Here is a 20,645-nt window from a genome sequence, read left to right as displayed (position 1 = left end):
TTTTATCTTCCATTTTAAAGACTTTTGGCAATCAGCTTGCATAAGTATGATTGGTTACGAACGAATCCAATCATATTATGAAACCCCTTTTAATATTGATTTCTGTACTGAGCATTTTAGCATTTGATTTAAATGCTCAGAACTACACATACATGGGCACCTATGATACGCAAGGTGTTCCTGATTACCTTGAAGGAAGGGATGTCATCAGTTCCGATTTCTTAACAATGGTGAATGCCTCACTTCCTGAAAGATACCCGGTTCCATTCTATAATCCCCAGTACATTACTACAAGTGTATCTACCAATGTAGAAATTACTGAAACCACAGACGTATCTGTAACTTTTATTACCGAAGGGGCCGGTTACAAGAATACACTAGGGTATTACACCTACCCTACCGGAAATCCACCTTCAAGCATTGATATCTCAAATATCAACATCATTTTCCCGAATGTTTCTGCACTTTACAGCGGTGGAGGACTGGTAGCGGGCGATAAAGTCAATCTTGGTACTTTCACACCAGGCACCTCTATTGGTTGGGTATTAATAGCCAATGCCTGGAATGGCGGGTCGCAGTCAGTTGGCTGGGGTTTATGGAGATTATTTTCTGATGTAGACTATAACCCGGAGCCTTTCGAATATCAACGCTTTCATAATGTACTTCTTTTTGATGAAGAAACAGATCGTATTATACTGGGTTTTGAGGATATCAGAAGAGATAATGCCGGCTGTGATCATGACTTTAACGATGCCATTTTTTACGTTACCACCTCTGTTCAGGAATCTGTAGACGTGAGTAATATCAATATCACCACTAAAGTGAGAACATCGGTAAGCTCTGGAAATGATGGCGGACTTGAAAGTGACGGTTCACTAGCCGAAAAAATTGCTCAAAGAAACGTCAGAAGGGAGCTATTGAATAAAAAGAAGAACTTTGACAACCCAATGACAATGCAGTCATTCACTTCAAGTTCTACTGAATCAGAACTTTCATTTATCCCACCAGAGTTGGGCCCTGACAGCACAGAATCTTTTGTCACTACTCCCGAAGATCTGGTTGATATTACAAACGCAATAGATGTTTTCAGCGTCGACTATTTTGATGAGTCTAACCGAAAAGCCGCTTGCTTGATCGCCAAAACAGAAGGCGGAGCTTATCAACATAATAAAGCCATTTGTGACCGTGTACGTGGATCTACTTTGGTAGACTCCAAACTGATCAATATTGAAGGTCAATACCCTTGTACTTTGTTTTCAGTAGAAAAACCAAACGGTGAACTTGAGTATGCCCTCAATTTTGCATTTCGCAAAATGAACGATACCACTTATCAATTTGAGTCACATTGGAGACCTGAAGATTACCCGGAAGGTCATGACTATTATAATGTCCAGGTATGGGCTACAGAACCTTCATTTGCTTTTTACTTAGCTGAAGCAAGCATAGATAACTTACTGGAGTTATTTACATTGAATGAAGAAACGGGCTTCACCTCTTCTCCTAACATCCTAATGAGAGCAGGTGAATATATTCAAGGTAGCATACAAGTAGATATACAAAATGTCAACAGAGCTTCCAAAGATGTTAGGCTTTGGGGCTCATACCGAGAATTTGAAGGAGGTCCTCAATTACCTTTCGAAACCACATTAACTCTGGACGGGTCACTTTTTCAATCTTTCACCATTGACAAGTCAGGAGTATTTGATGCCGGATTATTCATAGAAGAAGATAGTCTTTCAGATCAGGACGCGGTCTACTTGGCTGATGGTGCTTGGGTAGCGAACTACGAAGAAGAAAACGTAGCAAATACTGCCCTTGAAATTCATTACCAGAGTGATCTTAACGAGACCAGTCCCGATAAATATTATGTAGAAAGAGGAATCACGGCCAGTGGAGAAGTTAAAAATTATTATTCTGCACACAGACCGCTTAGGCTGGGTTTAAGTCCGGTAGATTTATCAGCCTACAGTTATTTACAGTTTACAGGTACCGGAATTTCTACACTTGAAATAGTTTTAAGTAAGGCGTCAGTGGCAAACTGGTCTGAGCAGGCAAGAGTATTTGTGACCTTAACAGAGACTACCGCCAGACATCAAATCAGCCTCGCAGATTTTAAGGATAATAAGGGAAACCCGATAGACCTTTCTGATATCAATGCCATTACCTACTCAGTCATAAGTGATAATGTCAATTTCATCGATTTCGAATTTGACCTGAATCAAATAGCCTTCAGTCAAACCGGTAGCTGCGATGACTCAGAAACTGTCAAAAGTGCGGCAAATACAGATGAAATCTATCAGGCATCTGCCTATCTGGACGTGGTCAATAAAAACCACCAAGACTCAAGAGTTTCTATGACAGCAGGCAATGACATAGAGTTCTTGCCAGGTTTCAGTACCGAAGAGGGAGCTGTATTGAAAGCCGAAATAAACAATTGTATCAACTAAAATCATCCACTATCATGCATAAACTAAGACAAGTAGAACCTAGCGAAATCATGTACCTGAAGGCAGATTCTAATTATACAATCTTCCAATTCAGCGATGGCAAGAAAGACATTTCGGGCTTCACACTAAAACATCATCAACAGAAAGAAGAATTAAGTGGTTTTTTAAGAGTAAACAGAGCCTACCTACTCAATCCTCTTTATATAGATAAACTCATTAAAAAAGATAGCAAAGTAGCCATAAGACTCTCCGATGGCACAAAAACTAAAATCTCAAGAAGAAGACTTCAACAGATTTTACCAAAGGCAGAGCATCTAAACTTTGCGGTGTAATACTTTATTACATCAGAAAGAAATTTAATCGAAATGGTCAGTAAGTAAATGGTTGAACAGTAAAAGCCGCATCACTTGATGCGGCTTTTCTTTTTGTACACATACAGATTTTAGAATAGCAGGTCATATATTAGCGAACCAATAATTCTTAACCTATATAACTATGACCCTTTTGCACCGCAAATCACTCTTTGTACTATTCTTTACCATTGTTTCTTATCTGAGTTTTGGACAATTCAAACCGGCTCAATACACAGATAATAATGGTGTAACTATCAATTATCAGGTACTTCTACCGGAGGATTACAATCCGGCAAATAAATATCCCATCGTATTATTCCTTCATGGTGGAGGTGAACGTGGTGATGATAACACTGCCCAACTAAAATATGGCTCTCAGGTGTGGTTGGAATTACAGAAAAAACAACCGACTATTGTAATAGCCCCGCAATGCCCAAAAGACGACTACTGGGCCTCCGTAAAGTTTACCAGAGATAAATACCCTTTGGTTTTAGATTTCAATTACTCCTATGATGAAACTCCCTCTTTGCATGCTGCAATTGATCTTTTAAAGAGTTATATCAAAGAGAAGAAAGCAGACAAAAAGAGAGTGTACATCACTGGTATGTCCATGGGAGGTATGGGAACTTTTGAAGCGGTTTACAGGTACCCAAAACTTTTTGCTGCGGCTATCCCTATGTGTGGAGGGGCCGATTTAAGCATGTATGGAAAGAAACAAGCCAAAGTTCCATTTTGGATTTTCCATGGTGACGAAGATGTGGTAATTCCTGTAAAACATTCAAGAGAGGCCTACGCCAAGCTACAAGAGCTTAATGCCAATGTGACTTACACAGAATACCCAGGAGTAAATCATAACAGCTGGGATAAGGTCTTTCTTGAAGAACAATATCCTTATTGGATGTTTCAATTCACCAGGTAACTATCTGGCAGGTGAAACATCCTGCCAATCTTAATCGTCATAAATCATCAATTAAATATTTATTTATGCTTCTCGACAAAGTATTCGAAAAATACGCAGATAGAATCCCTAATCCACCTAGCCCAAAAGGGGTTTATAAACCAATGATTATCACAGGGAATATGGCCTTTGTTAGTGGTCACGGCCCTGTTAATCCGCCAGAAAGTGAAGAAGAACTCATGTTTGGTAGAATTGGGTCTGAAGTAAACGAAGAATATGGCTATGATGCCGCCTTACAAACTGGCTTAACCATTTTGTCTACCTTAAGGAATCATTTAGGAGGCCTTTCAAAGGTAAAACGAGTTATAAAGGTATTGGGAATGGTGAATGCAGTCCCTGATTTTAGAAATCACCCGGCCATTATCAATGGCTGTAGCGAGTTATTTGAAGAAGTTTGGGGAAATGAAAACGGCGTGGGCTCCAGATCAGCCGTAGGCTTCGGATCATTACCTGAAAACATTACCGTTGAAATAGAAGCTCAGTTTGAACTCTATTAAATCTCAATAAATGTTGGTGCTGTGACTGTAGTCTTTGGCTTAAAAGTCATCCAAACCGTATGGTCTTCGCTCAATGTCTGCTGAAAATGACAGCCAGGCATCGTTGAATTTACGCTTGAATAGATCTTTTTCTTTTCTACTTTGGTTTTACCTTGAAACTTAAAAACTGGTCTGTAATCGAGATCCATGGGGTTTAGTTTTTTTTTTAATTCTCTGATTTTTGACTTTAAGAGACTTTTTGGGTCACTCTTAAAGTCAAAAGTTATTTTCTCAGAGACGAAATGATTTTTTATTTTTTATTTTCTGAGTAACAACGCAAATTAAACAATATTTATACCAATAGCCATATTGTAGGTACCAATTAAAGAATTGACCATCAAAAAAACACTAAATTTACCATCTGAAAACGCAGGATTTGTCCAATGAATTTAATCAAAGTTGGCTCTGGGGTTGTGAATCAAACCCCAATGGATTGGCACCAAAATCTACAGAATTTAATTGATGTAATTGAAGATGCCCGAGAGCAAAATGTGAGCTTATTATGTTTACCTGAATTAGCAATTTGCGGGTATGGCTGCGAAGACGCATTTTATGCCCCAGACCTACGTAAACAGTGTTTAGAGTCTCTCTTTGAGCTGGTAGAACATACAGCAGACATGATGGTTTGTGTTGGTCTCCCGCTAGAAATTGATAACAAATTATATAATACCGCTTGCCTTATTGCCAACAAAACTATCCTTGGATTCAGCTGTAAACAACACCTTCCAAATTATGGTCTTTTTTATGAGGACAGATGGTTCCAAAGGTGGCCGGCCGGATTAAAATCTGAGGTTACCCTCAAAAACATCACTTACCCCGTCGGAGATTTGATATTTTGGACAAATAGTCTAAAAATTGGAATAGAAATCTGTGAAGACGCTTGGGTTCCTAACCGTCCGGCGGATAAACATTTTGCAAAAGGAGCAGATATCATACTCAACCCGAGTGCATCACCATTTGAGTTTTTCAAATTTCAAACACGAGAGCAGCTCATCATTGAATCCTCAAGAAGTCATGCTTGCACCTATGTATACGCCAATTTATTGGGTAATGAATCTGGCAGGTTGATTTTTGATGGCGATGCACAAATCGCCAGCAATGGAGTATTATTGGAATCAAGCCCCAGATTTAGTTACGCCAACCACACTTTGACCACAGCTACCATTGACACAGACATTGCCTTGGTAGATGCCGTAAAAGTGAAGTCAAAAGCACTTCCGCCGCAAAATATTATCAAATCGACCTTCCGTTTTCCTGAAGATACAGACCTCAATGTGCATCAGGCAGACTTGGAGCCATTCGAAAAAGGTGGTTTCCTGAAAGAAGAAGAATTTGCTAGGGCGGTATCGCTTGCTCTTTTTGATTACCTAAGAAAATCCAGATCTCAAGGATTCACCATCTCCCTTTCTGGCGGAGCTGATTCTAGTGCTTGCACGGCTCTTTGTGGCTTAATGATTAGACTCGCAGATGAAAGTATAGGCTTTAAAGCCATGAAAAAGAAACTGGGTCATATCGGGAAAATCCAAAAGGCAGAATCTGAAGAAGCTGTTGCCAATGAAATTATCCACACCATATATCAAGGCTCAGAAAATAGCTCAGACGAAACAAGAAACTCAGCCAAGGCTCTGGCAGAATCAATAGGTGCTCAGTTTTATGATGTCAAAATCAATGGGCTGGTAGAGCAATACACCAGCATGATTGAGGAACAAATTGGCAGAAAACTAAGCTGGGAAACTGATGACATCCCTCTTCAGAATATTCAGGCACGTGTGCGTGCTCCCGGCGTATGGCTTCTTAATAATTTGACAGGTCATCTTTTGCTTGCTACTTCTAACAGATCTGAAGTGGCTGTTGGTTATGCCACCATGGATGGAGATACCGCCGGCAGCATAAGTCCAATTGCGGGTATTGATAAGCATTGGCTCAGACATTGGTTAATTTGGTTGGAAAATACCGGCTGCGAAGTTAAAGGCCGCCATATAAAAATAGAGGGCTTGAAATATGTTAACGCACTTAACCCTACCGCAGAATTACGCCCTGCAGAGTATGATCAGACAGATGAAAAAGACCTCATGCCTTATGAGATCCTGGACGCTATCGAGAAACTGGCAGTGAAAGATAAGATGCCACCAAAAGATGCTTTCAGATACATTGAATTCGCATTCTCAGATCAATACTCTAGAGAACAACTGGCAGGCTGGGTAAAAAGGTTCTATCAATTATGGAGCAGAAACCAATGGAAAAGAGAACGCTACGCTCCATCATTCCATTTAGACAACAGAAACCTGGACCCAAGAAGCTGGTGTAGGTTCCCTATCTTAAGCGGTTCGTTCAAAAAAGAATTGAAAGAACTAGACGAATACCTTTCAGGAAAATCGACGGGAAATCAATCTAAAATTGGCTTTCAGCAAGGAAGTTAGTTCCGAACTCTTAAATCGGTCTTAATAGGATAATGATCTGAGCCGGATAGTTCTTTGAAGGTGTTGAAGTTCAAAGCCTCAAATTTATCTGAGTCAAAAAAGATATTGTCAATTCTTAAGAAGCTTGGTAGTTTATGATAGGTAAAACCAAAGCCAAAGCCTGCCTCTTCAAATGAGTTGTCTAAATGTTTTCTTACTCTACCATAAGCATATCCGTAAGGCAATTCATTAAAGTCACCAGCCACTATCACCGGATAAGGAGAGGCTTTTATCATTTCTTCGAGCTCTGCCACCTGTACAGCACGATCTTCAAAACCACTTTTAAGTTGACTTAGGATATTCCTGGCCTCCTTTTTTCTTTGATCTTCATCCCTAGTGATAGCCTTTTGAACGCGTATCCCCATAGACTTTAATTGTACATTGAAAACCCGTATTGTATCTCCTTCTACCTTTATATCGGTTATCAAAAGACCATTATTATTGGTTTTCCATGACGTTTCCTGCTTTGCAACAATAGGATACTTCGAAAAAGTAGCTAATCCAACTGAACCTCTACTACTCTTAGGATCAATCTCTGAATGCATAAAAGTGTAGTGAGGATTTCGTTTTTGAAGTAATTCAAACGAATTCAATAGCGGTTTATCTTCCCTATTGAACAACTCCTGAAAACATTTAATATCTGCTGTGATTGTATCCAAATCATTACTAATAGCGGCAGTCTGAATCCTACCTTCTACACTCTGGTCAAAATGGTTTAGGTACATCGCATTATAGCTCATTACAGAAAGACTTTGACCTGCCTGATCTACATCAGATTTCAAGGTCAGTTTAAAAGTTCTTTCAATAAGCGGATAGCCAATAATCAAGACAATCAAAGAAACCAGGAATCGCCATGACCTTGAGAAAGCATATACGAATAGAAAAAACAGATTAGCAGCGAAGGCCAGAGGGATAGAAAGCATCAAAAAACCACCTATCCAGTGTTTGATATCCGCTCCGTAACTGATCTGAAAAACCAGCAGTGCATATAGAGCCGCCAGAAAATTCAGGAGAAAGAAGAACTTATTTATCAGGTCTTTTAAAAATCGCACTTTTGATAGGAATGCCCGCCGAAAGATAGAATTAAAAAATTGTACTCAATAATCAAGTCTATGAATACTTGAAATTTGAGAACAAAACTTGGGCAAAACCAAATATTAAACTAATTTTGCAGAAGAATTGGAGTGTTAAGGAGGGCGTCAATCCTCCTTTTTTAATGCATGACATATTCATTTGTAGATCAGAGGTAATGATATCAGCAGAAGACGTACAAGGAGTTTTAGCCGAAATTATTCAAGACAGCAAATTCTATTTGGTTGATTTAAAAGTAAGTAGCTCTAAAATCAAACAAAAAGTGACCGTCTTAGTTGATACCGACGAGGGGATTAGCATTGATGAATGTTCAGATATCAGTCGTAAATTGGGCAGTATTCTGGATGAGAAAATTGATAATGCCTACACTCTTGAAGTCTCATCACCTGGGATTGATCATCCGCTAAAGCTGAGCAGACAATATGTTAAAAATATTGGGCGTAGCATAAAAGTGGTAAAGGCAAATGGAGAAGAGGTTAAAGGAGAGTTAACTCAGGCCAGTGAAGCTGAGTTCACGGTCCAGCCAGATAAGAAGAAAAAAGAGAAAGTAATGCCAGAGCCAGTGGTGCTAGGGTATGAAGAAATAAAAGAGGCCAAAATTCAGGTTTCTTTCAAGTAACAAGAACGAAATAGTTTAAACGTATGCACAGTGGAGATTTAGTTGCTTCATTTGCGGAGTTTGCCCGCGAAAAGAACATTGACAGACCAACCATGATTGCGATCCTGGAAGAGGTACTGAGAACAATGATCCGTAAGAAGTTTGATGATGATAGTAACTTTGACATCATTCTAAACGCTGAGAACGGTGACTTAGAAATGTGGCGTACTCGTGAGATTGTAGATGATAACTCAGAAGATATCTGGGACTTTGATAAAATTCCTTTGGCCGAAGCCAAAAAGATCGAACCCGATTTTGAGATTGGTGAAGAAGTAGCTGAGGAAATTAAATTAGAAGACTTTGGTAGAAGAGTAGTTCAAACCGCTCGTCAGACTTTGATTCAGAAAGTTAAGGATCTTGAAAAAGAGATGCTTTACGATTTGTACAAAGATCAGGTAGGTGAATTACTAACTGTTGAAGTTTACCAGATTTTGGGCCGTGAAGTTATCTGTTTAGATCAGGACGGAAACGAACTTTCTCTTCCGAAGTTTGAGCAGATCCCAAAAGACAGATTCAGAAAAGGGAACACCATCAGATGTGTGGTTCATAAAGCTGAATTGAACAATGGGAACCCGCGTGTGTTATTATCAAGAACATCTCCTGTTTTCCTGGAACGACTTTTTGAACTTGAAATCCCTGAAATTTTGGATGGTTTGATTTCTGTGAAGAAAATCGTTCGTGAACCTGGTGATAGAGCTAAAGTAGCAGTAGAATCGTTTGATGATAGAATTGATCCGGTAGGTGCGTGTGTGGGTATGAAAGGAAGTAGAATTCACAGTATTGTACGTGAACTTGAAAACGAGAATATCGACGTCATCCAGTGGACAGACAATATGCCTCTATTAATTTCGAGAGCATTGAGTCCTGCTAAGATCAGTTCTGTACAAATTGATGAAAACGGTGAGAGAGCCTCAGTATTCCTGAAGCCTGATCAAGTATCTTTAGCCATTGGTCGTGGTGGTTTGAATATCAAACTAGCGAGTAGACTTATTGGTATGGAGCTGGATGTATTCCGTGATATTGAGCAAGACTTCATCGAGGAAGATGTAGACTTAGTTGAATTCCAGGATGAAATTGAAGACTGGATTCTTCACGAACTACACAAAATAGGTCTGGATACGGCCAAATCAGTTCTGGCTTTAACTAAAGAAGAGTTAGTTAGAAGAACAGAACTTGAAGAAGAAACGGTAACGGATGTATTGGAGATCCTTGCCAAGGAGTTTGAATAGAAAGAGTTAATTTAGAATAGATTTTAATCCAATAAAAAGAATCGGATAACCCAGATATATGGCAGATAAAACTGAGATGCGATTGAACCTTGTAGCAAGAAAACTCAACGTGAGCTGGACTCAGGTTGTAGATACTCTTGTGAACAAAGGTCATGAAGTAGACCGAAAACCTAACGCCAAAATCGGATCAGACTTGCTTGAAATTCTTGAGAAAGAGTTTGATACCAACGTTCTATTGGGTGCAAGCTCACCGGCCGCCCCAGAGAAATCTAAGCCGGAGAGTTCCGATGGAGATATCTTATACTTTAGAGAAGAACCAGCTGCCAAGGAACCTGAAACACCTGAAAAGGTACAGATTGATCATAATTTGACGGGTCCTAAAGTTGTCGGCAAAATAGATCTAGACAAAAAGCCGGGAACACCAGCAGAAGTTAAACCTGAGCCAGAGGTAACTCCAGAGCCAGAAGTAGAGGAGCCTGTGGTTGAAGCTACACCAGAACCGGTGGTAGAAGAAGTCAAGGAAGAACCAGCTCCGGAACCTGTGGTTGAAAAAACTCCAGAACCTGTTGAAGAGGTTAAAGAAGAACCGAAGGCAGAAGCAGAAGCTACACTGGAGGTAAAACCGGAAGAGCCAAAAGAAGAGAAGAAGCCTGAGGTAGAAGCTCCAAAAGCAGAGATACCGAAAGAAGAGCCGAAAAAGCCAGAAGCTGCCGAAGAAAAGAAGGAGGAGGCGAAAGAAGAAAAGCCTCAGGAAAGCCAGGTAATTAAAGCCAAGGGTGATAAACTTGCCGGCTTAAAAGTTCTTGGGAAAATTGAACTTCCGAAAGAGAAGAAACCTGAGTCTAAAGAAGACAAGAAAAAGAGAAAACGTAAGCGTGTAAGTCGCTTGGGTAACCTTACCGATATTACTGACCAGCAGTACTTCAAGAAGAAGGAAAGCGAGGGAGGTGGAAATAACCGTGGCGGCAATAATAAAGGCCGAAACAAAGCAGGAAACACCAACAAGAAAGGTAAGAAAGAAGAGCTTACTCAAGAAGATATTAAGGATAGCATCAAAGCTACAATGGCTAAGATGAAGGCCAAAGGGCCTGACTTCGGTGCCAAAAACAGAAGAGAGAAACGTAAATCTCGTGCCGAACAGGCTGAGATGGACGAAGCAATGGAAAAAGCACAAAGCACCATTCTAAAGGTGACTGAGTTTATTTCAGCTTCTGAGCTTGCCTCTATGATGAATGTTTCTGTCAATGACGTCATCTCTACTTGTATGCAGCTTGGCATGTTTGTCTCTATTAACCAGAGACTAGATGCAGAGTCCATTCAGCTGATTGCGATGGAATACAACTACGAAGTTGAATTCATCTCTGCTGAAGAAGAAATTCAGGCTGATAACTTAGAGATCATTGATGATGAGGAGGACATGAAGCCTCGTGCTCCTATCGTTACCATAATGGGTCACGTAGATCACGGTAAAACTTCATTACTTGACTATATCAGAACTACGAAAGTAGCCAGTGGTGAGGCAGGTGGAATTACCCAGCACATCGGTGCCTACAGTGTAGAAGTTCAAGAAGGTGAAAACAAAGGAAAATCTGTAACATTCCTTGATACACCGGGTCACGAGGCCTTTACAGCCATGCGTGCCAGAGGTGCTAAGATTACCGATGTGGTAATTATTGTAATTTCTGCAGATGACTCTGTGATGCCTCAAACACGTGAAGCTATAAACCATGCCCAAAATGCTGGTGTGCCTATCGTCTTTGCATTGAACAAAATTGATAAACCTGGAGCTAACCCGGATAAAATCAGAGAAGACCTTTCAAAAGAAAACATTCTGGTAGAATCTTGGGGTGGTAAATATCAGGAGCAGGAAGTTTCTGCCAAGACCGGTATCGGTATTGACGAACTACTGGACAAAGTACTCCTGGAAGCTGAACTTCTTGAACTGAAAGCCAATGCTGACAGAAAAGCAAACGGTGCTGTTGTAGAAGCCTCACTTGATAAAGGAAGAGGATATGTTTCTACCATTCTTGTTCAGGCAGGTACACTAAACGTAGGTGACATAATTTTGGCTGGTCAATACTTCGGTAGAGTAAGAGCCATGATTAATGATCTAGGTGAAAGAATTAAAGTTGCCGGTCCTTCAACACCAGTTCAGATCCTTGGTTTGCCGGGTGCTCCACAAGCAGGTGATAAGTTTAATGTTATGGATTCTGACCGCGAGGCCAGAGAAATTGCTAACAAACGTGAGCAGATCATTCGTGAGCAGAGTATTAGAGCTAAGCGTCATATAACTCTTGATGAGATTGGTAGACGTAAGGCCATTGGCTCATTTAAAGAACTGAGTGTCATCGTTAAAGGTGATGTGGATGGATCAGTAGAAGCCCTATCTGATTCATTGCTGAAACTCTCTACAGATGAGGTACAGGTGAAAATAATTCACAAAGGGGTTGGTCAAATTTCTGAATCAGATGTTCTTTTAGCTTCAGCGGCTGATGCCATTATCATTGGTTTCCAGGTAAGACCATCTGCCAATGCACGTAGAATTGCTGATACAGAAGAAATTGAAATAAGACTTTATTCTGTTATCTACGATGCTATTAATGAGATCAAAGATGCCATGGAAGGTTTACTTGCTCCTACTGAGGAAGAAGTAGTAACAGGTAATATTGAAGTACGTGAAATCTTCAAAATTTCTAAGATTGGTACCATTGCAGGTAGTTACGTAACAGATGGTTATGTGAAGCGTGCAAATAGCGTAAGAGTCATTAGAGATGGTATTGTACTACATGATGGTAAAATAGCCCAGCTGAAACGTTTCAAAGACGATGTAAGCGAAGTTAGAGCCGGTTATGAATGTGGTATCAATGTGGAGAAGTTCAATGACCTTCAAATTGGTGATATCATTGAATCATACGAAATCAGAGAGATCAAAAGATCATTGAAATAAATTTAAGGAGGCTCCAGATGTGAGCCTTTTTAAATTACCTTTATTTTCATTTTTTTCTGAAAGTACAATATTATTAAATATTTGCAAAAGAAAAGATTAAGCAGTTAATTTGCTCTACATAAACGTGCTATGCCAATAATATTTCCTGAAGCGGAGGCTTACTGCCTTTCTGTAAGTGATTCTGAACCAGAAGCTTTACAGAAAATAAACCGCGATACACATGTTAATGTACTACAGCCCAGAATGTTATCAGGACATTTTCAGGGAAGGCTATTATCGTTAATTTCTAAACTTGTTCAGCCAAAATTCATCCTGGAGATCGGGACATTTACAGGCTATTCAGCTATCTGTCTTTCAGAAGGACTTCAAGAAAATGGTAAGTTATTAACCATTGACTATAATGAAGAATTTGAAAGCATTGCTAACAGAAATTTTCAAACTGCAGGCGTAGATCATAAAATTGAGTTGGTCATTGACAAAGCAGCCAACGTTATTCCCAACATCACCGAACCTATAGACCTGGTATTTATAGATGCAGACAAACTAAACTATGGTCTGTACTATGATCTGGTAATCGATAAAATAAGACCAGGTGGAGTAATTCTATCTGATAATGTACTCTGGGATGGTAAAGTATTTGACGAGTCAAAAAATGACAATAAGACTAAATACCTGAGAGAGTTCAATCAAAAACTTAAAGACGACAACAAAACAGAAAAAGTGCTTCTTCCTTTTAGAGATGGTTTATTCATCTCCAGAAAAAAATAAACTTATGAAACGTATCTTGGCTTTCCTCACGATCATCTTTTGTTCTCAATTGGTATTTGCTCAAAGCATGAGTTTACCTGAGACTCCCGGTAAAGTAGAATTTGCCAATGTCATCGTCAATCTTGACAATGACACCAAAAACAAAGTAGATAATCTAATACTCAATCTACTTACACCGGAAAATGCCTACCTGGACGCCAAACTTCAGCGAATGCAGTGGTATTTTCCCATTATTGAGCAAATTCTAGAGGAAGAAGGTGTTCCTGACGATCTAAAATATCTGGCCGTACAGGAAAGTAATTTAATCCCTGATGCCCTATCCAGCTCAGGGGCTGTTGGCTTTTGGCAGTTCAAAGAACCAACCGCTGCTGAGTTAGGCTTGGTAATGAATAGAGAGGTTGATGAGAGAAAATACATTTTTGAAAGTACTAAAGCAGCGGCACGTTACTTCAAAAAAAATAATATCATCTTCAAAAACTGGTTATCATGTATTTATGCCTATAACCAAGGGCCTACAGGAGCAAGCAAAGAAATTCCTGATTACTGGTCATACGCGAGCGAGGTGAAATTTGATAAAAACACCCCAGAATACCTTATAAAAGCCTTAGCCCACAGAATAGCGTTTGAGCATCGCTTAAACAGACTAAAAGACTCTCCAAGAGCTTTTATCATCTACCCTACCCGTGCTAAATCCTTAGCCGAAATAGCTGTCGAGCTAACGGTAGACCTAAGCGAATTAAGAGAGTATAATGCTTGGCTATACGCTCCGGCAATACCTGCGGCAAAAGATTATAATGTTGTGGTACCTGTGAACAGAGAACGTCTTGACGAAGTACTGGATAAAGTCAACCAAAGAAGATCTTTAAGCCTCACAGACAAGGGCTTCCCAATTTTGAAAAGACTTACCATAAGTACTACCTCAGATGAAGAGCCTATTTTCTACGAAATAAATGGTAAGAAAGGTATTCTGGCACAACCAGGTGATGAAGCGGCACAATTGGCAAAAAAAGGAAATGTATCTCTGGGTGAGTTTCTGACTCTTAATGATCTGACTGACCGTGATATGATTAAAACGGGTAGAGTCTATTATCTAGAAAAGAAAGATAAAAAAGGACCTGTTGAGTTTCATACTGCTGGTCTGAAGCAAAATTTTTGGGATGTATCTCAAATGTATGGTATTCGTCTTAAAAAGCTTTTAAAATACAATCGCCTAAAAGTAGTAGAACAATTGCAACCAGGTAGAGTCGTTTGGCTTCAAAGAAAAAGACCAAAAAATAAGCCTGTTGAAATAATCAAACAAGCGTTACCTCAGGAAGAAAACAAACCTCAACTTCCTGTTCAACCGACCTATACACCAAAAGAGACTACTGAAGTTCCACTTGATAAGCCAGTAGTTATGCCTAAAAAGGAGCTTGAAGAGAAAAAGCCTGTGGTTATCAAACAAGAGGAACCTGAAGAAGAGAAATCACCTGTGGTAGTCAAGAGAGTTCCTGAAACTAAACCGGTAATAGAGAAGAAACCTGTAAAAGAAGAGGTGGTAAACAAGCCATCTACTTCGGTGGCCAGACATACTGTAGGACAAGGAGAAACACTTTTCTCTATTGCCAAAAGATATAACACAACCGTGGCAGAATTGAGAAGAATAAACGGAATGAGCAGTAACTCCATCTTACAGTATGGCCAGGAGTTAATCATAAATCCAGAGATAGCCTCCGAACAATCTGCTCCCGTTAGAAATGTTGAAACCAACGAAAGTTATGCCAACCCGGAATATCATACCGTGAGTAGAGGCCAAACACTATTCTCTATTTCAAAAATGTACGGTCTTTCTGTTTCACAATTACAATCCCTAAATGGAATTAGTGGTACAAATATCTCTGTGGGTCAAAAACTGATTGTCAATAAAGCGGCAGGAAGCAGTCAAAAAAGCAATAGTGCATTTAGTTATACCGTAAAAAAAGGTGACACTCTCTTTAGCATTGCCAAAAGAAATGACCTATCCGTAGCAGATTTAAAGAGGATAAATAACCTTTCTGGTAATACCATATCGGTGGGACAAGTTTTACGTGTACGATAACAGTATAAAAGAATCTTTAGTGAAGGTCGGATTTTATTAAATCCGACCTTTTATTTTTGTATATGATCTTAATTGAAGATACCGTCATCAGTGATGATATAAAGGAAAAAGAGTTCGTTTGTAACCTTTCAAAATGCAAGGGTGCCTGCTGTGTGGAAGGCGATCTGGGAGCTCCCTTGGAAGATGTGGAGTTACCGATTCTTAAAGAAGCCTATCCTCTCATAAAAAAGTACCTTGACCCCAGAGGCATCGCCGCCATAGAAGAGCAGGGAGAGTATGTCATGGACGAAGATGATGAATACAGTACACCAACTATAGATGGCAGAGAATGTGCCTATGCTGTATACGACAAAACAGGCACTTTAAAATGTGGAATCGAAGACGCATATAATGACGGGGTTATAGACTTTAAAAAGCCTATCTCCTGCCACCTCTACCCTATTAGAATTACGAAATACGAACATTACCACGCTTTAAACTATGACCAGTGGAGTATCTGCTCAGATGCTTGTACACTTGGAGAAGAACTAAAAGTACCCGTATATAAATTCCTGAAAGATCCTTTAATCAGGGCTTATGGTGAAGATTGGTATAAACAATTAGAAGATGAAATCGAAGGAGAATAGGTTTGATGACGTATATGAGGTTGTTAAACTAATTCCGACTGGTAGAGTCACCTCTTATGGTGCTATTGCCGAATACCTTGGGACGAAAGGTGGGGCACGTTTGGTGGGTTGGGCAATGAATGCCTTACATAATAGAATTGACGTACCTGCACACCGAGTAGTCAATAGAAATGGAGTACTGACCGGCAAAAACGCCTTCGCCACACCGACCATTATGCAAGAACGTCTTGAAGCAGAAGGTCTGGTCATTAAAGAAGATCAAATCGTCAATTTTCAGCAGTATTTCTGGAGACCAATTGATGAACTTCTCTAACAAAATATTCATTTTCAGATGTTTTAAATTGTACTCTTAAGCTAGAATATTAGATTTTTTTACAGTTAATTATAAAATTATCGTTTTCTATTGTAAGTTTGTTCCAAATAATATTCTGACTCAAAACAAACTATGGCACAGGGAAAACTGGATGCAATTGATCACAAACTTTTAGACATACTTCAGGCAAACGGAAAAATCACAAATGCTCAACTTTCAAAGGATGTGGGACTCTCTCCTGCCCCTACACTAGAGCGTGTGAAGAAACTAGAGCAAGCCGGTATTATCCAAAGTTATCATGCACAAATTAACCGTGAAAAGGTAGGTCTTGGCGTGCTAACCTATGTACAGGTTACACTTAAGGGTCACCAAAAAAGTATCATTGAATCGTTTACCAATAAAATCAATAGTGTTGACGAGATTATTGAATGTCACCACGTAACTGGTTCTTGTGATTTCTTACTAAAGGTAATCGCCAAAGATATCAGCCATTATCAGCAACTCATCATGGATACCATCAATGAAATTGAGGTAGTGTCAAGCACACAAACAATGGTGATTCTTCAAACGATCAAAAACAGCAAAGTACTTCCGGTACCTTAGGACTTACGAAGGAGTTTTCTGATCTCCTTCTCTTTTTCTTTTGCCGCCTTATAAGTGCTAGACTTTCTATCTTTCAAATCCAGTATTGATTGATAGTATTTTTGTGCCACGGTATAGTTTTTCAGGCTCATCTCTATATCCCCTAATGCCAAGAGACTGCTAACAGAATAGCCTGCCTTCTCCGTGTTGTTTTGCTTAGCAAAATCAAGACATTTCAAATAGTAGAACCTGGCCGTTTCAGGATTCCTTTTATAATTTTTATAGATATAGCCCATCATATAGGCTCCGTATCTCCCCTCATTGGCCCCATAGCCTTCTTTACCTGCCTCTATATTATCCAATAACTCTTTAGCATAGCGTTCTGATTCATTCATTCTTCCTAAGGCAAAGCTGCTTCTGGCAGCATAACGATGAAAGAAGGAGTTGTCAGGATAAACTGCATGCATCATCGAAGCTAAACGTAAAGCCTTCTGATTCTTATTTTCCATGGCATATATCTGCACCAGAAAATACCTGGCTTCCATTCGGGTATAGAAGGCATTTTGACTTACGTTTTCCAGTTGGGCTATACCCAATTGCTTATCCCCTTTTCTAAAGAATGTTAACAGGGGCTTGAGTGATTTATAGTTTTCATGAATCCATTTCGAATAAAAATTATACAAACCATCTCCGAAGAGTAGCTCCGGATTAATATTTTCATCTCCCCTACTCTTTTCAAGGTATTTCAATGCTTGTTTACCAGCCCATGCAGACTTTACCCAATTTTCGCGTTCCGCGTATAATCTTCCCTTAAAAGCATAGGCCGCAGCAATAAAGAAAGCCGCTTCCTTACTGTTTGCGTTTTGATCAAGCATATCCTCGGCCCGATCAATGGTCTTATCCATATGGCCATGAATTCGGCTATCAAACGACTCATCTCCCGTATCGGGCACTATTTTCCACCAGTCGCTCAGCCCCAATAAAAAATGACCGATTGGGTGTTTAGGATACTTTACCAGTAGCCATTTAAATTCTCTGTCTGCCTCGTAGAATTTAAAATTGTACATATTATTGATGGCAGTGGTAGTTTCAATCTGAATTTTCCTATCCATCAATAATTCTTGTATTTCTTCTTCATCGTCGCCTCCAAACCAGGAAGAAAACTGGCCAAAGGCAGTAGTTTGCTGAAGCACCAACAGGAAAAAGAAAATGAATATTCTTGGCATATAGAATCTTAAAGTGTCAAATTTACGACCTTTCATCTCATTTAGACTTAAGGTCCTTCTTATGAAAACGATTCGGAATAAGAAATTTGTGTCCCTGATACCAAAAGAAGTTTTGGAGTCTCGAATCAAAGTACTTGCCGAACAATTGAATAACGACTACCGTGGGCAAAACCCCATTTTTGTAGGTATTCTCAATGGTTCCTTCATGTTCCTTTCAGAATTATTTAAAAATCTGGAATTACAATGCGAAGTGAGCTTTATCAAAGTCAAATCGTACGAAGAAATGTCATCATCGGGTCATGTGGCGGAGCTTATTGGTCTTAGTGAGAATATTGAAGGTAGACATGTGGTGATAGTTGAGGATATTGTGGATACAGGTCAAACCATGGCGAAGGTTATGCCGGAGTTTGAAAATCAAAAACCTGCCTCCCTTAGTATTTTGACTTTGCTTCATAAAAAAGAAGCCACCAAAGTAGATATCCCTTTGAATTATGTTGGTTTTGAGATCAAAAACAAATTCGTGATTGGTTTTGGTCTAGACTACGATGGCTATGGCAGAAATATTGATGAAATTATGATTCTGGCTGATCAGGCCAAGGAGGAATAGCTTTTAATTTTAACCTTTACCATATCACCTCTGGAGTACCTTTTTTGAGAAAAAACCTTTAATGTCTGTTTTCCTTTTTTCAACTCCAAGTCTTGATAAAAACCCATTTCTTTAACGTTAACGACTTCAAAGTCTCCATTTTCGCTAGATATAATCTCAATCTCCTCAGGACGAACAATTACCTTCTTGCTCACTGACAAGTGTAGCCCTTCTGCTTCTTTTTGACTCAGCAAATTATATTCACCCGTAAGCCCTGCTTCGTAGGTTGATTTTGGCTGTTTATAAATCTCCATGGGCTCTCCATGCTGAGCAATTCTCCCATCTTTAATGATCAACATCTCATCTGCTAATCCAAATACGTCAGAAACGTCATGTGTTACAAAAATACAGGCCATTTGTTCTTCATTGACAATCTCTCTGACTTCAGACTTTAATCGCTTCTTGTTTTGATAATCAAGGTTACTAAAGGGCTCATCAAGCAATAAAAGAGAAGGTTCGTCTGCAATGGCTCTTGCAATAGCCGTACGTTGCTGTTCTCCCTCAGAAGATTGTCGCGGTAATTGATCAGCCACCTTTTCTAACCTAGTGAGTTTTAAAAGCTTTTGTACCCGTTCTTCTCTATACTCATGATTATATGATCTTAGCTCGTAATCAATATTCTCGCGTAAACTATGATTGGGGAACAGAGGATTATCCTGACGCACCATTTTGATCAAAGGATGGCCAGGGATCAGTTTTTCTGACGGAGGGTCTATTGGCTCGCCTTCTATTAATAGCTTCCCTTTATCAGGGTCTAAAAAACCGGCAATCAACTTCAATAATGTAGACTTACCCGAACCACTTTGACCTAAAACGGCCAATATTCTCTCTGACGACAAACTCAAAGAAATATCCTTTACAATCTTCTTCTGCTCAATGCTGAAGCTAAGATTTTCAACCTCCAGAATTCTTGACAATCGCTATTTATTTAAATAATTGACCCAATAATACGCATTTATAAACGCGAAGTCTTAAGTTTAAGGTCAATTCTTACCCTTAGAAACCCTATATCGTAAAATGTTAGACCAATACGGTAAACAGACCAAATGTCTGGTAGCTCTAGATTCCATCATCTTTGGCTTTGACGGAACCAAACTCAAACTACTACTTGTCAAAAGAGGAATCGAAGAATCTAAAAACGTTTGGTCACTTATGGGTGGGTGGCTACAGCCTGATGAAAGCCTTGATGAGGCGGCATCCAGAATCCTCCAAGCTCTTACCGGATTAACCGATGTATATCTTGAGCAATTAACTGTTTTTGGCAAACCAGACCGGGACCCAATTGAACGTACAGTAGCGGTAACCTATTTTGCACTCATCAATGTAGAGGACTATGATAGTTTTGAATTAGGCAACTATCACGCAGAATGGTTTGATCTTGACCAGCTTCCTGAGCTTCTCTTTGACCATAAAGAAATGGTAGATAATGCCATTTTAAGGCTTCGCAATAAGGCGGCCTTCCATCCAGTTGGTTTTGAATTGCTACCTGAGAAATTCACTATTCCACAGCTTCAAAAACTGTATGAAGCTATTTTCAATACGGAATTTGACAAGAGGAATTTTAGTCGCAGAATCCTTTCAAGTGGACTGTTGACAAAACTGAACGAGAAACAGAAGGGATTCTCAAAGAAAGGAGCTTTTCTTTATGAATTGAACCCGCAGGCTTCCGGGAAAGCCGCGAGTTCAAATCTTTATTTTGTTCCTAGCATTGATCGATTAGTTTAATCG

19 protein-coding genes are annotated in these 20,645 nt (G+C 39.5%); 15 read left to right on the top strand and 4 right to left on the bottom strand.

Going from position 1 to position 20,645, the window contains the following annotated elements; translation table 11 throughout:
- The first annotated feature begins 77 nt into the window (after positions 1-77).
- The 4 genes from ACUXV0_RS00105 to ACUXV0_RS00090 all read left to right on the top strand — a co-directional run bounded on the left by ACUXV0_RS00105 (position 78) and on the right by ACUXV0_RS00090 (position 4,255).
- Positions 78-2,447 (top strand): DUF4114 domain-containing protein, encoded by a 2,370-nt coding sequence (locus tag ACUXV0_RS00105; RefSeq protein WP_446191016.1) that lies wholly within the window; start codon positions 78-80, stop codon positions 2,445-2,447.
- A 14-nt stretch (positions 2,448-2,461) separates the two neighbouring features.
- Positions 2,462-2,779: a LytTR family transcriptional regulator DNA-binding domain-containing protein gene (locus ACUXV0_RS00100; RefSeq protein WP_446191015.1), complete on the top strand. Its 318-nt coding sequence runs from the start codon at positions 2,462-2,464 to the stop codon at positions 2,777-2,779.
- 163 nt (positions 2,780-2,942) lie between these two features.
- The gene (locus ACUXV0_RS00095) at positions 2,943-3,719 is read left to right on the top strand and encodes a carboxylesterase family protein (protein WP_446191014.1); all 777 of its coding nucleotides are present in this window, start codon (positions 2,943-2,945) and stop codon (positions 3,717-3,719) included.
- Positions 3,720-3,784: 65 nt separating this feature from the next.
- On the top strand, positions 3,785-4,255 hold the full coding sequence (locus tag ACUXV0_RS00090) for a RidA family protein (RefSeq protein ID WP_446191013.1): 471 nt from the start codon (positions 3,785-3,787) through the stop codon (positions 4,253-4,255).
- Here the strand turns inward: ACUXV0_RS00090 and ACUXV0_RS00085 are convergent.
- Positions 4,252-4,443 (bottom strand): hypothetical protein, encoded by a 192-nt coding sequence (locus ACUXV0_RS00085; protein WP_446191012.1) that lies wholly within the window; start codon positions 4,441-4,443, stop codon positions 4,252-4,254. The genes ACUXV0_RS00090 and ACUXV0_RS00085 overlap by 4 nt on opposite strands.
- A 234-nt stretch (positions 4,444-4,677) precedes the next feature.
- Here ACUXV0_RS00085 and nadE point away from each other — a divergent pair, with 234 nt between their 5' ends.
- Positions 4,678-6,714, top strand: a complete 2,037-nt coding sequence (gene nadE, locus ACUXV0_RS00080) for an NAD(+) synthase (RefSeq protein ID WP_446191011.1) — start codon at positions 4,678-4,680, stop codon at positions 6,712-6,714.
- On the opposite strand, the gene ACUXV0_RS00075 is transcribed toward nadE, so the two are convergent.
- On the bottom strand, positions 6,711-7,805 hold the full coding sequence (locus tag ACUXV0_RS00075; protein ID WP_446191010.1) for an endonuclease/exonuclease/phosphatase family protein: 1,095 nt from the start codon (positions 7,803-7,805) through the stop codon (positions 6,711-6,713). The two genes, nadE and ACUXV0_RS00075, sit on opposite strands and share 4 nt — an antisense overlap.
- A 197-nt stretch (positions 7,806-8,002) precedes the next feature.
- Between ACUXV0_RS00075 and ACUXV0_RS00070 the strand changes: the two genes are divergently transcribed.
- The 8 genes from ACUXV0_RS00070 to ACUXV0_RS00035 all read left to right on the top strand — a co-directional run bounded on the left by ACUXV0_RS00070 (position 8,003) and on the right by ACUXV0_RS00035 (position 17,066).
- The gene (locus ACUXV0_RS00070) at positions 8,003-8,464 is read left to right on the top strand and encodes a ribosome maturation factor RimP (protein ID WP_446191009.1); all 462 of its coding nucleotides are present in this window, start codon (positions 8,003-8,005) and stop codon (positions 8,462-8,464) included.
- A gap of 23 nt (positions 8,465-8,487) precedes the next feature.
- The gene (gene nusA / locus ACUXV0_RS00065; RefSeq protein ID WP_446191008.1) at positions 8,488-9,732 is read left to right on the top strand and encodes a transcription termination factor NusA; all 1,245 of its coding nucleotides are present in this window, start codon (positions 8,488-8,490) and stop codon (positions 9,730-9,732) included.
- A gap of 58 nt (positions 9,733-9,790) precedes the next feature.
- A complete protein-coding gene (gene infB, locus ACUXV0_RS00060; protein WP_446191007.1) occupies positions 9,791-12,679 on the top strand; it encodes a translation initiation factor IF-2 in 2,889 nt (962 codons plus the stop codon).
- Positions 12,680-12,808: 129 nt separating this feature from the next.
- On the top strand, positions 12,809-13,447 hold the full coding sequence (locus tag ACUXV0_RS00055; protein WP_446191006.1) for an O-methyltransferase: 639 nt from the start codon (positions 12,809-12,811) through the stop codon (positions 13,445-13,447).
- 4 nt (positions 13,448-13,451) lie between these two features.
- The gene (locus tag ACUXV0_RS00050; RefSeq protein WP_446191005.1) at positions 13,452-15,524 is read left to right on the top strand and encodes a LysM peptidoglycan-binding domain-containing protein; all 2,073 of its coding nucleotides are present in this window, start codon (positions 13,452-13,454) and stop codon (positions 15,522-15,524) included.
- A 62-nt stretch (positions 15,525-15,586) separates the two neighbouring features.
- Positions 15,587-16,150, top strand: a complete 564-nt coding sequence (locus tag ACUXV0_RS00045) for a DUF3109 family protein (protein ID WP_446191004.1) — start codon at positions 15,587-15,589, stop codon at positions 16,148-16,150.
- Positions 16,131-16,463, top strand: coding sequence for an MGMT family protein (locus ACUXV0_RS00040; protein ID WP_446191003.1), 333 nt, complete (start codon positions 16,131-16,133; stop codon positions 16,461-16,463). Before ACUXV0_RS00045 ends, ACUXV0_RS00040 begins: the two co-directional genes overlap by 20 nt.
- A gap of 132 nt (positions 16,464-16,595) precedes the next feature.
- A complete protein-coding gene (locus ACUXV0_RS00035; protein WP_446191002.1) occupies positions 16,596-17,066 on the top strand; it encodes an Lrp/AsnC family transcriptional regulator in 471 nt (156 codons plus the stop codon).
- Here the strand turns inward: ACUXV0_RS00035 and ACUXV0_RS00030 are convergent.
- Complete coding sequence (locus ACUXV0_RS00030) at positions 17,063-18,271, bottom strand: tetratricopeptide repeat protein (RefSeq protein WP_446191001.1); 1,209 nt, start codon at positions 18,269-18,271, stop codon at positions 17,063-17,065. The genes ACUXV0_RS00035 and ACUXV0_RS00030 overlap by 4 nt on opposite strands.
- Positions 18,272-18,332: 61 nt before the next feature.
- Here ACUXV0_RS00030 and hpt point away from each other — a divergent pair, with 61 nt between their 5' ends.
- The gene (gene hpt / locus ACUXV0_RS00025) at positions 18,333-18,878 is read left to right on the top strand and encodes a hypoxanthine phosphoribosyltransferase (protein ID WP_446191000.1); all 546 of its coding nucleotides are present in this window, start codon (positions 18,333-18,335) and stop codon (positions 18,876-18,878) included.
- On the opposite strand, the gene ACUXV0_RS00020 is transcribed toward hpt, so the two are convergent.
- Entirely contained in the window at positions 18,860-19,834 is a 975-nt protein-coding gene (locus ACUXV0_RS00020; protein WP_446190999.1) for an ABC transporter ATP-binding protein, read from the bottom strand. The genes hpt and ACUXV0_RS00020 overlap by 19 nt on opposite strands.
- Before the next feature lie 100 nt (positions 19,835-19,934).
- On the opposite strand from ACUXV0_RS00020, the gene ACUXV0_RS00015 reads away from it, so the two are divergent.
- The gene (locus tag ACUXV0_RS00015) at positions 19,935-20,642 is read left to right on the top strand and encodes an NUDIX hydrolase (protein WP_446190998.1); all 708 of its coding nucleotides are present in this window, start codon (positions 19,935-19,937) and stop codon (positions 20,640-20,642) included.
- Positions 20,643-20,645: the final 3 nt, after the last annotated feature.

Source organism: Jiulongibacter sp. NS-SX5 (assembly GCF_052828545.1).
Note: the sequence above shows the minus strand (reverse complement) of the source record. Positions and strands in the feature narration are given on the sequence as shown.

Excerpts from the sequence above, each read along its gene's own strand:
- ACUXV0_RS00105 (WP_446191016.1), top strand. The coding sequence starts at position 78 with ATGAAACCCCTTTTAATATTGATTTCTGTACTGAGCATTTTAGCATTT.
- ACUXV0_RS00100 (WP_446191015.1), top strand. The coding sequence starts at position 2,462 with ATGCATAAACTAAGACAAGTAGAACCTAGCGAAATCATGTACCTGAAG.
- ACUXV0_RS00095 (WP_446191014.1), top strand. The coding sequence starts at position 2,943 with ATGACCCTTTTGCACCGCAAATCACTCTTTGTACTATTCTTTACCATT.
- ACUXV0_RS00090 (WP_446191013.1), top strand. The coding sequence starts at position 3,785 with ATGCTTCTCGACAAAGTATTCGAAAAATACGCAGATAGAATCCCTAAT.
- ACUXV0_RS00085 (WP_446191012.1), bottom strand. The coding sequence starts at position 4,443 with ATGGATCTCGATTACAGACCAGTTTTTAAGTTTCAAGGTAAAACCAAA.
- nadE (WP_446191011.1), top strand. The coding sequence starts at position 4,678 with ATGAATTTAATCAAAGTTGGCTCTGGGGTTGTGAATCAAACCCCAATG.
- ACUXV0_RS00070 (WP_446191009.1), top strand. The coding sequence starts at position 8,003 with ATGATATCAGCAGAAGACGTACAAGGAGTTTTAGCCGAAATTATTCAA.
- nusA (WP_446191008.1), top strand. The coding sequence starts at position 8,488 with ATGCACAGTGGAGATTTAGTTGCTTCATTTGCGGAGTTTGCCCGCGAA.
- infB (WP_446191007.1), top strand. The coding sequence starts at position 9,791 with ATGGCAGATAAAACTGAGATGCGATTGAACCTTGTAGCAAGAAAACTC.
- ACUXV0_RS00055 (WP_446191006.1), top strand. The coding sequence starts at position 12,809 with ATGCCAATAATATTTCCTGAAGCGGAGGCTTACTGCCTTTCTGTAAGT.
- ACUXV0_RS00050 (WP_446191005.1), top strand. The coding sequence starts at position 13,452 with ATGAAACGTATCTTGGCTTTCCTCACGATCATCTTTTGTTCTCAATTG.
- ACUXV0_RS00045 (WP_446191004.1), top strand. The coding sequence starts at position 15,587 with ATGATCTTAATTGAAGATACCGTCATCAGTGATGATATAAAGGAAAAA.
- ACUXV0_RS00040 (WP_446191003.1), top strand. The coding sequence starts at position 16,131 with ATGAAATCGAAGGAGAATAGGTTTGATGACGTATATGAGGTTGTTAAA.
- ACUXV0_RS00035 (WP_446191002.1), top strand. The coding sequence starts at position 16,596 with ATGGCACAGGGAAAACTGGATGCAATTGATCACAAACTTTTAGACATA.
- ACUXV0_RS00030 (WP_446191001.1), bottom strand. The coding sequence starts at position 18,271 with ATGCCAAGAATATTCATTTTCTTTTTCCTGTTGGTGCTTCAGCAAACT.
- hpt (WP_446191000.1), top strand. The coding sequence starts at position 18,333 with ATGAAAACGATTCGGAATAAGAAATTTGTGTCCCTGATACCAAAAGAA.
- ACUXV0_RS00015 (WP_446190998.1), top strand. The coding sequence starts at position 19,935 with ATGTTAGACCAATACGGTAAACAGACCAAATGTCTGGTAGCTCTAGAT.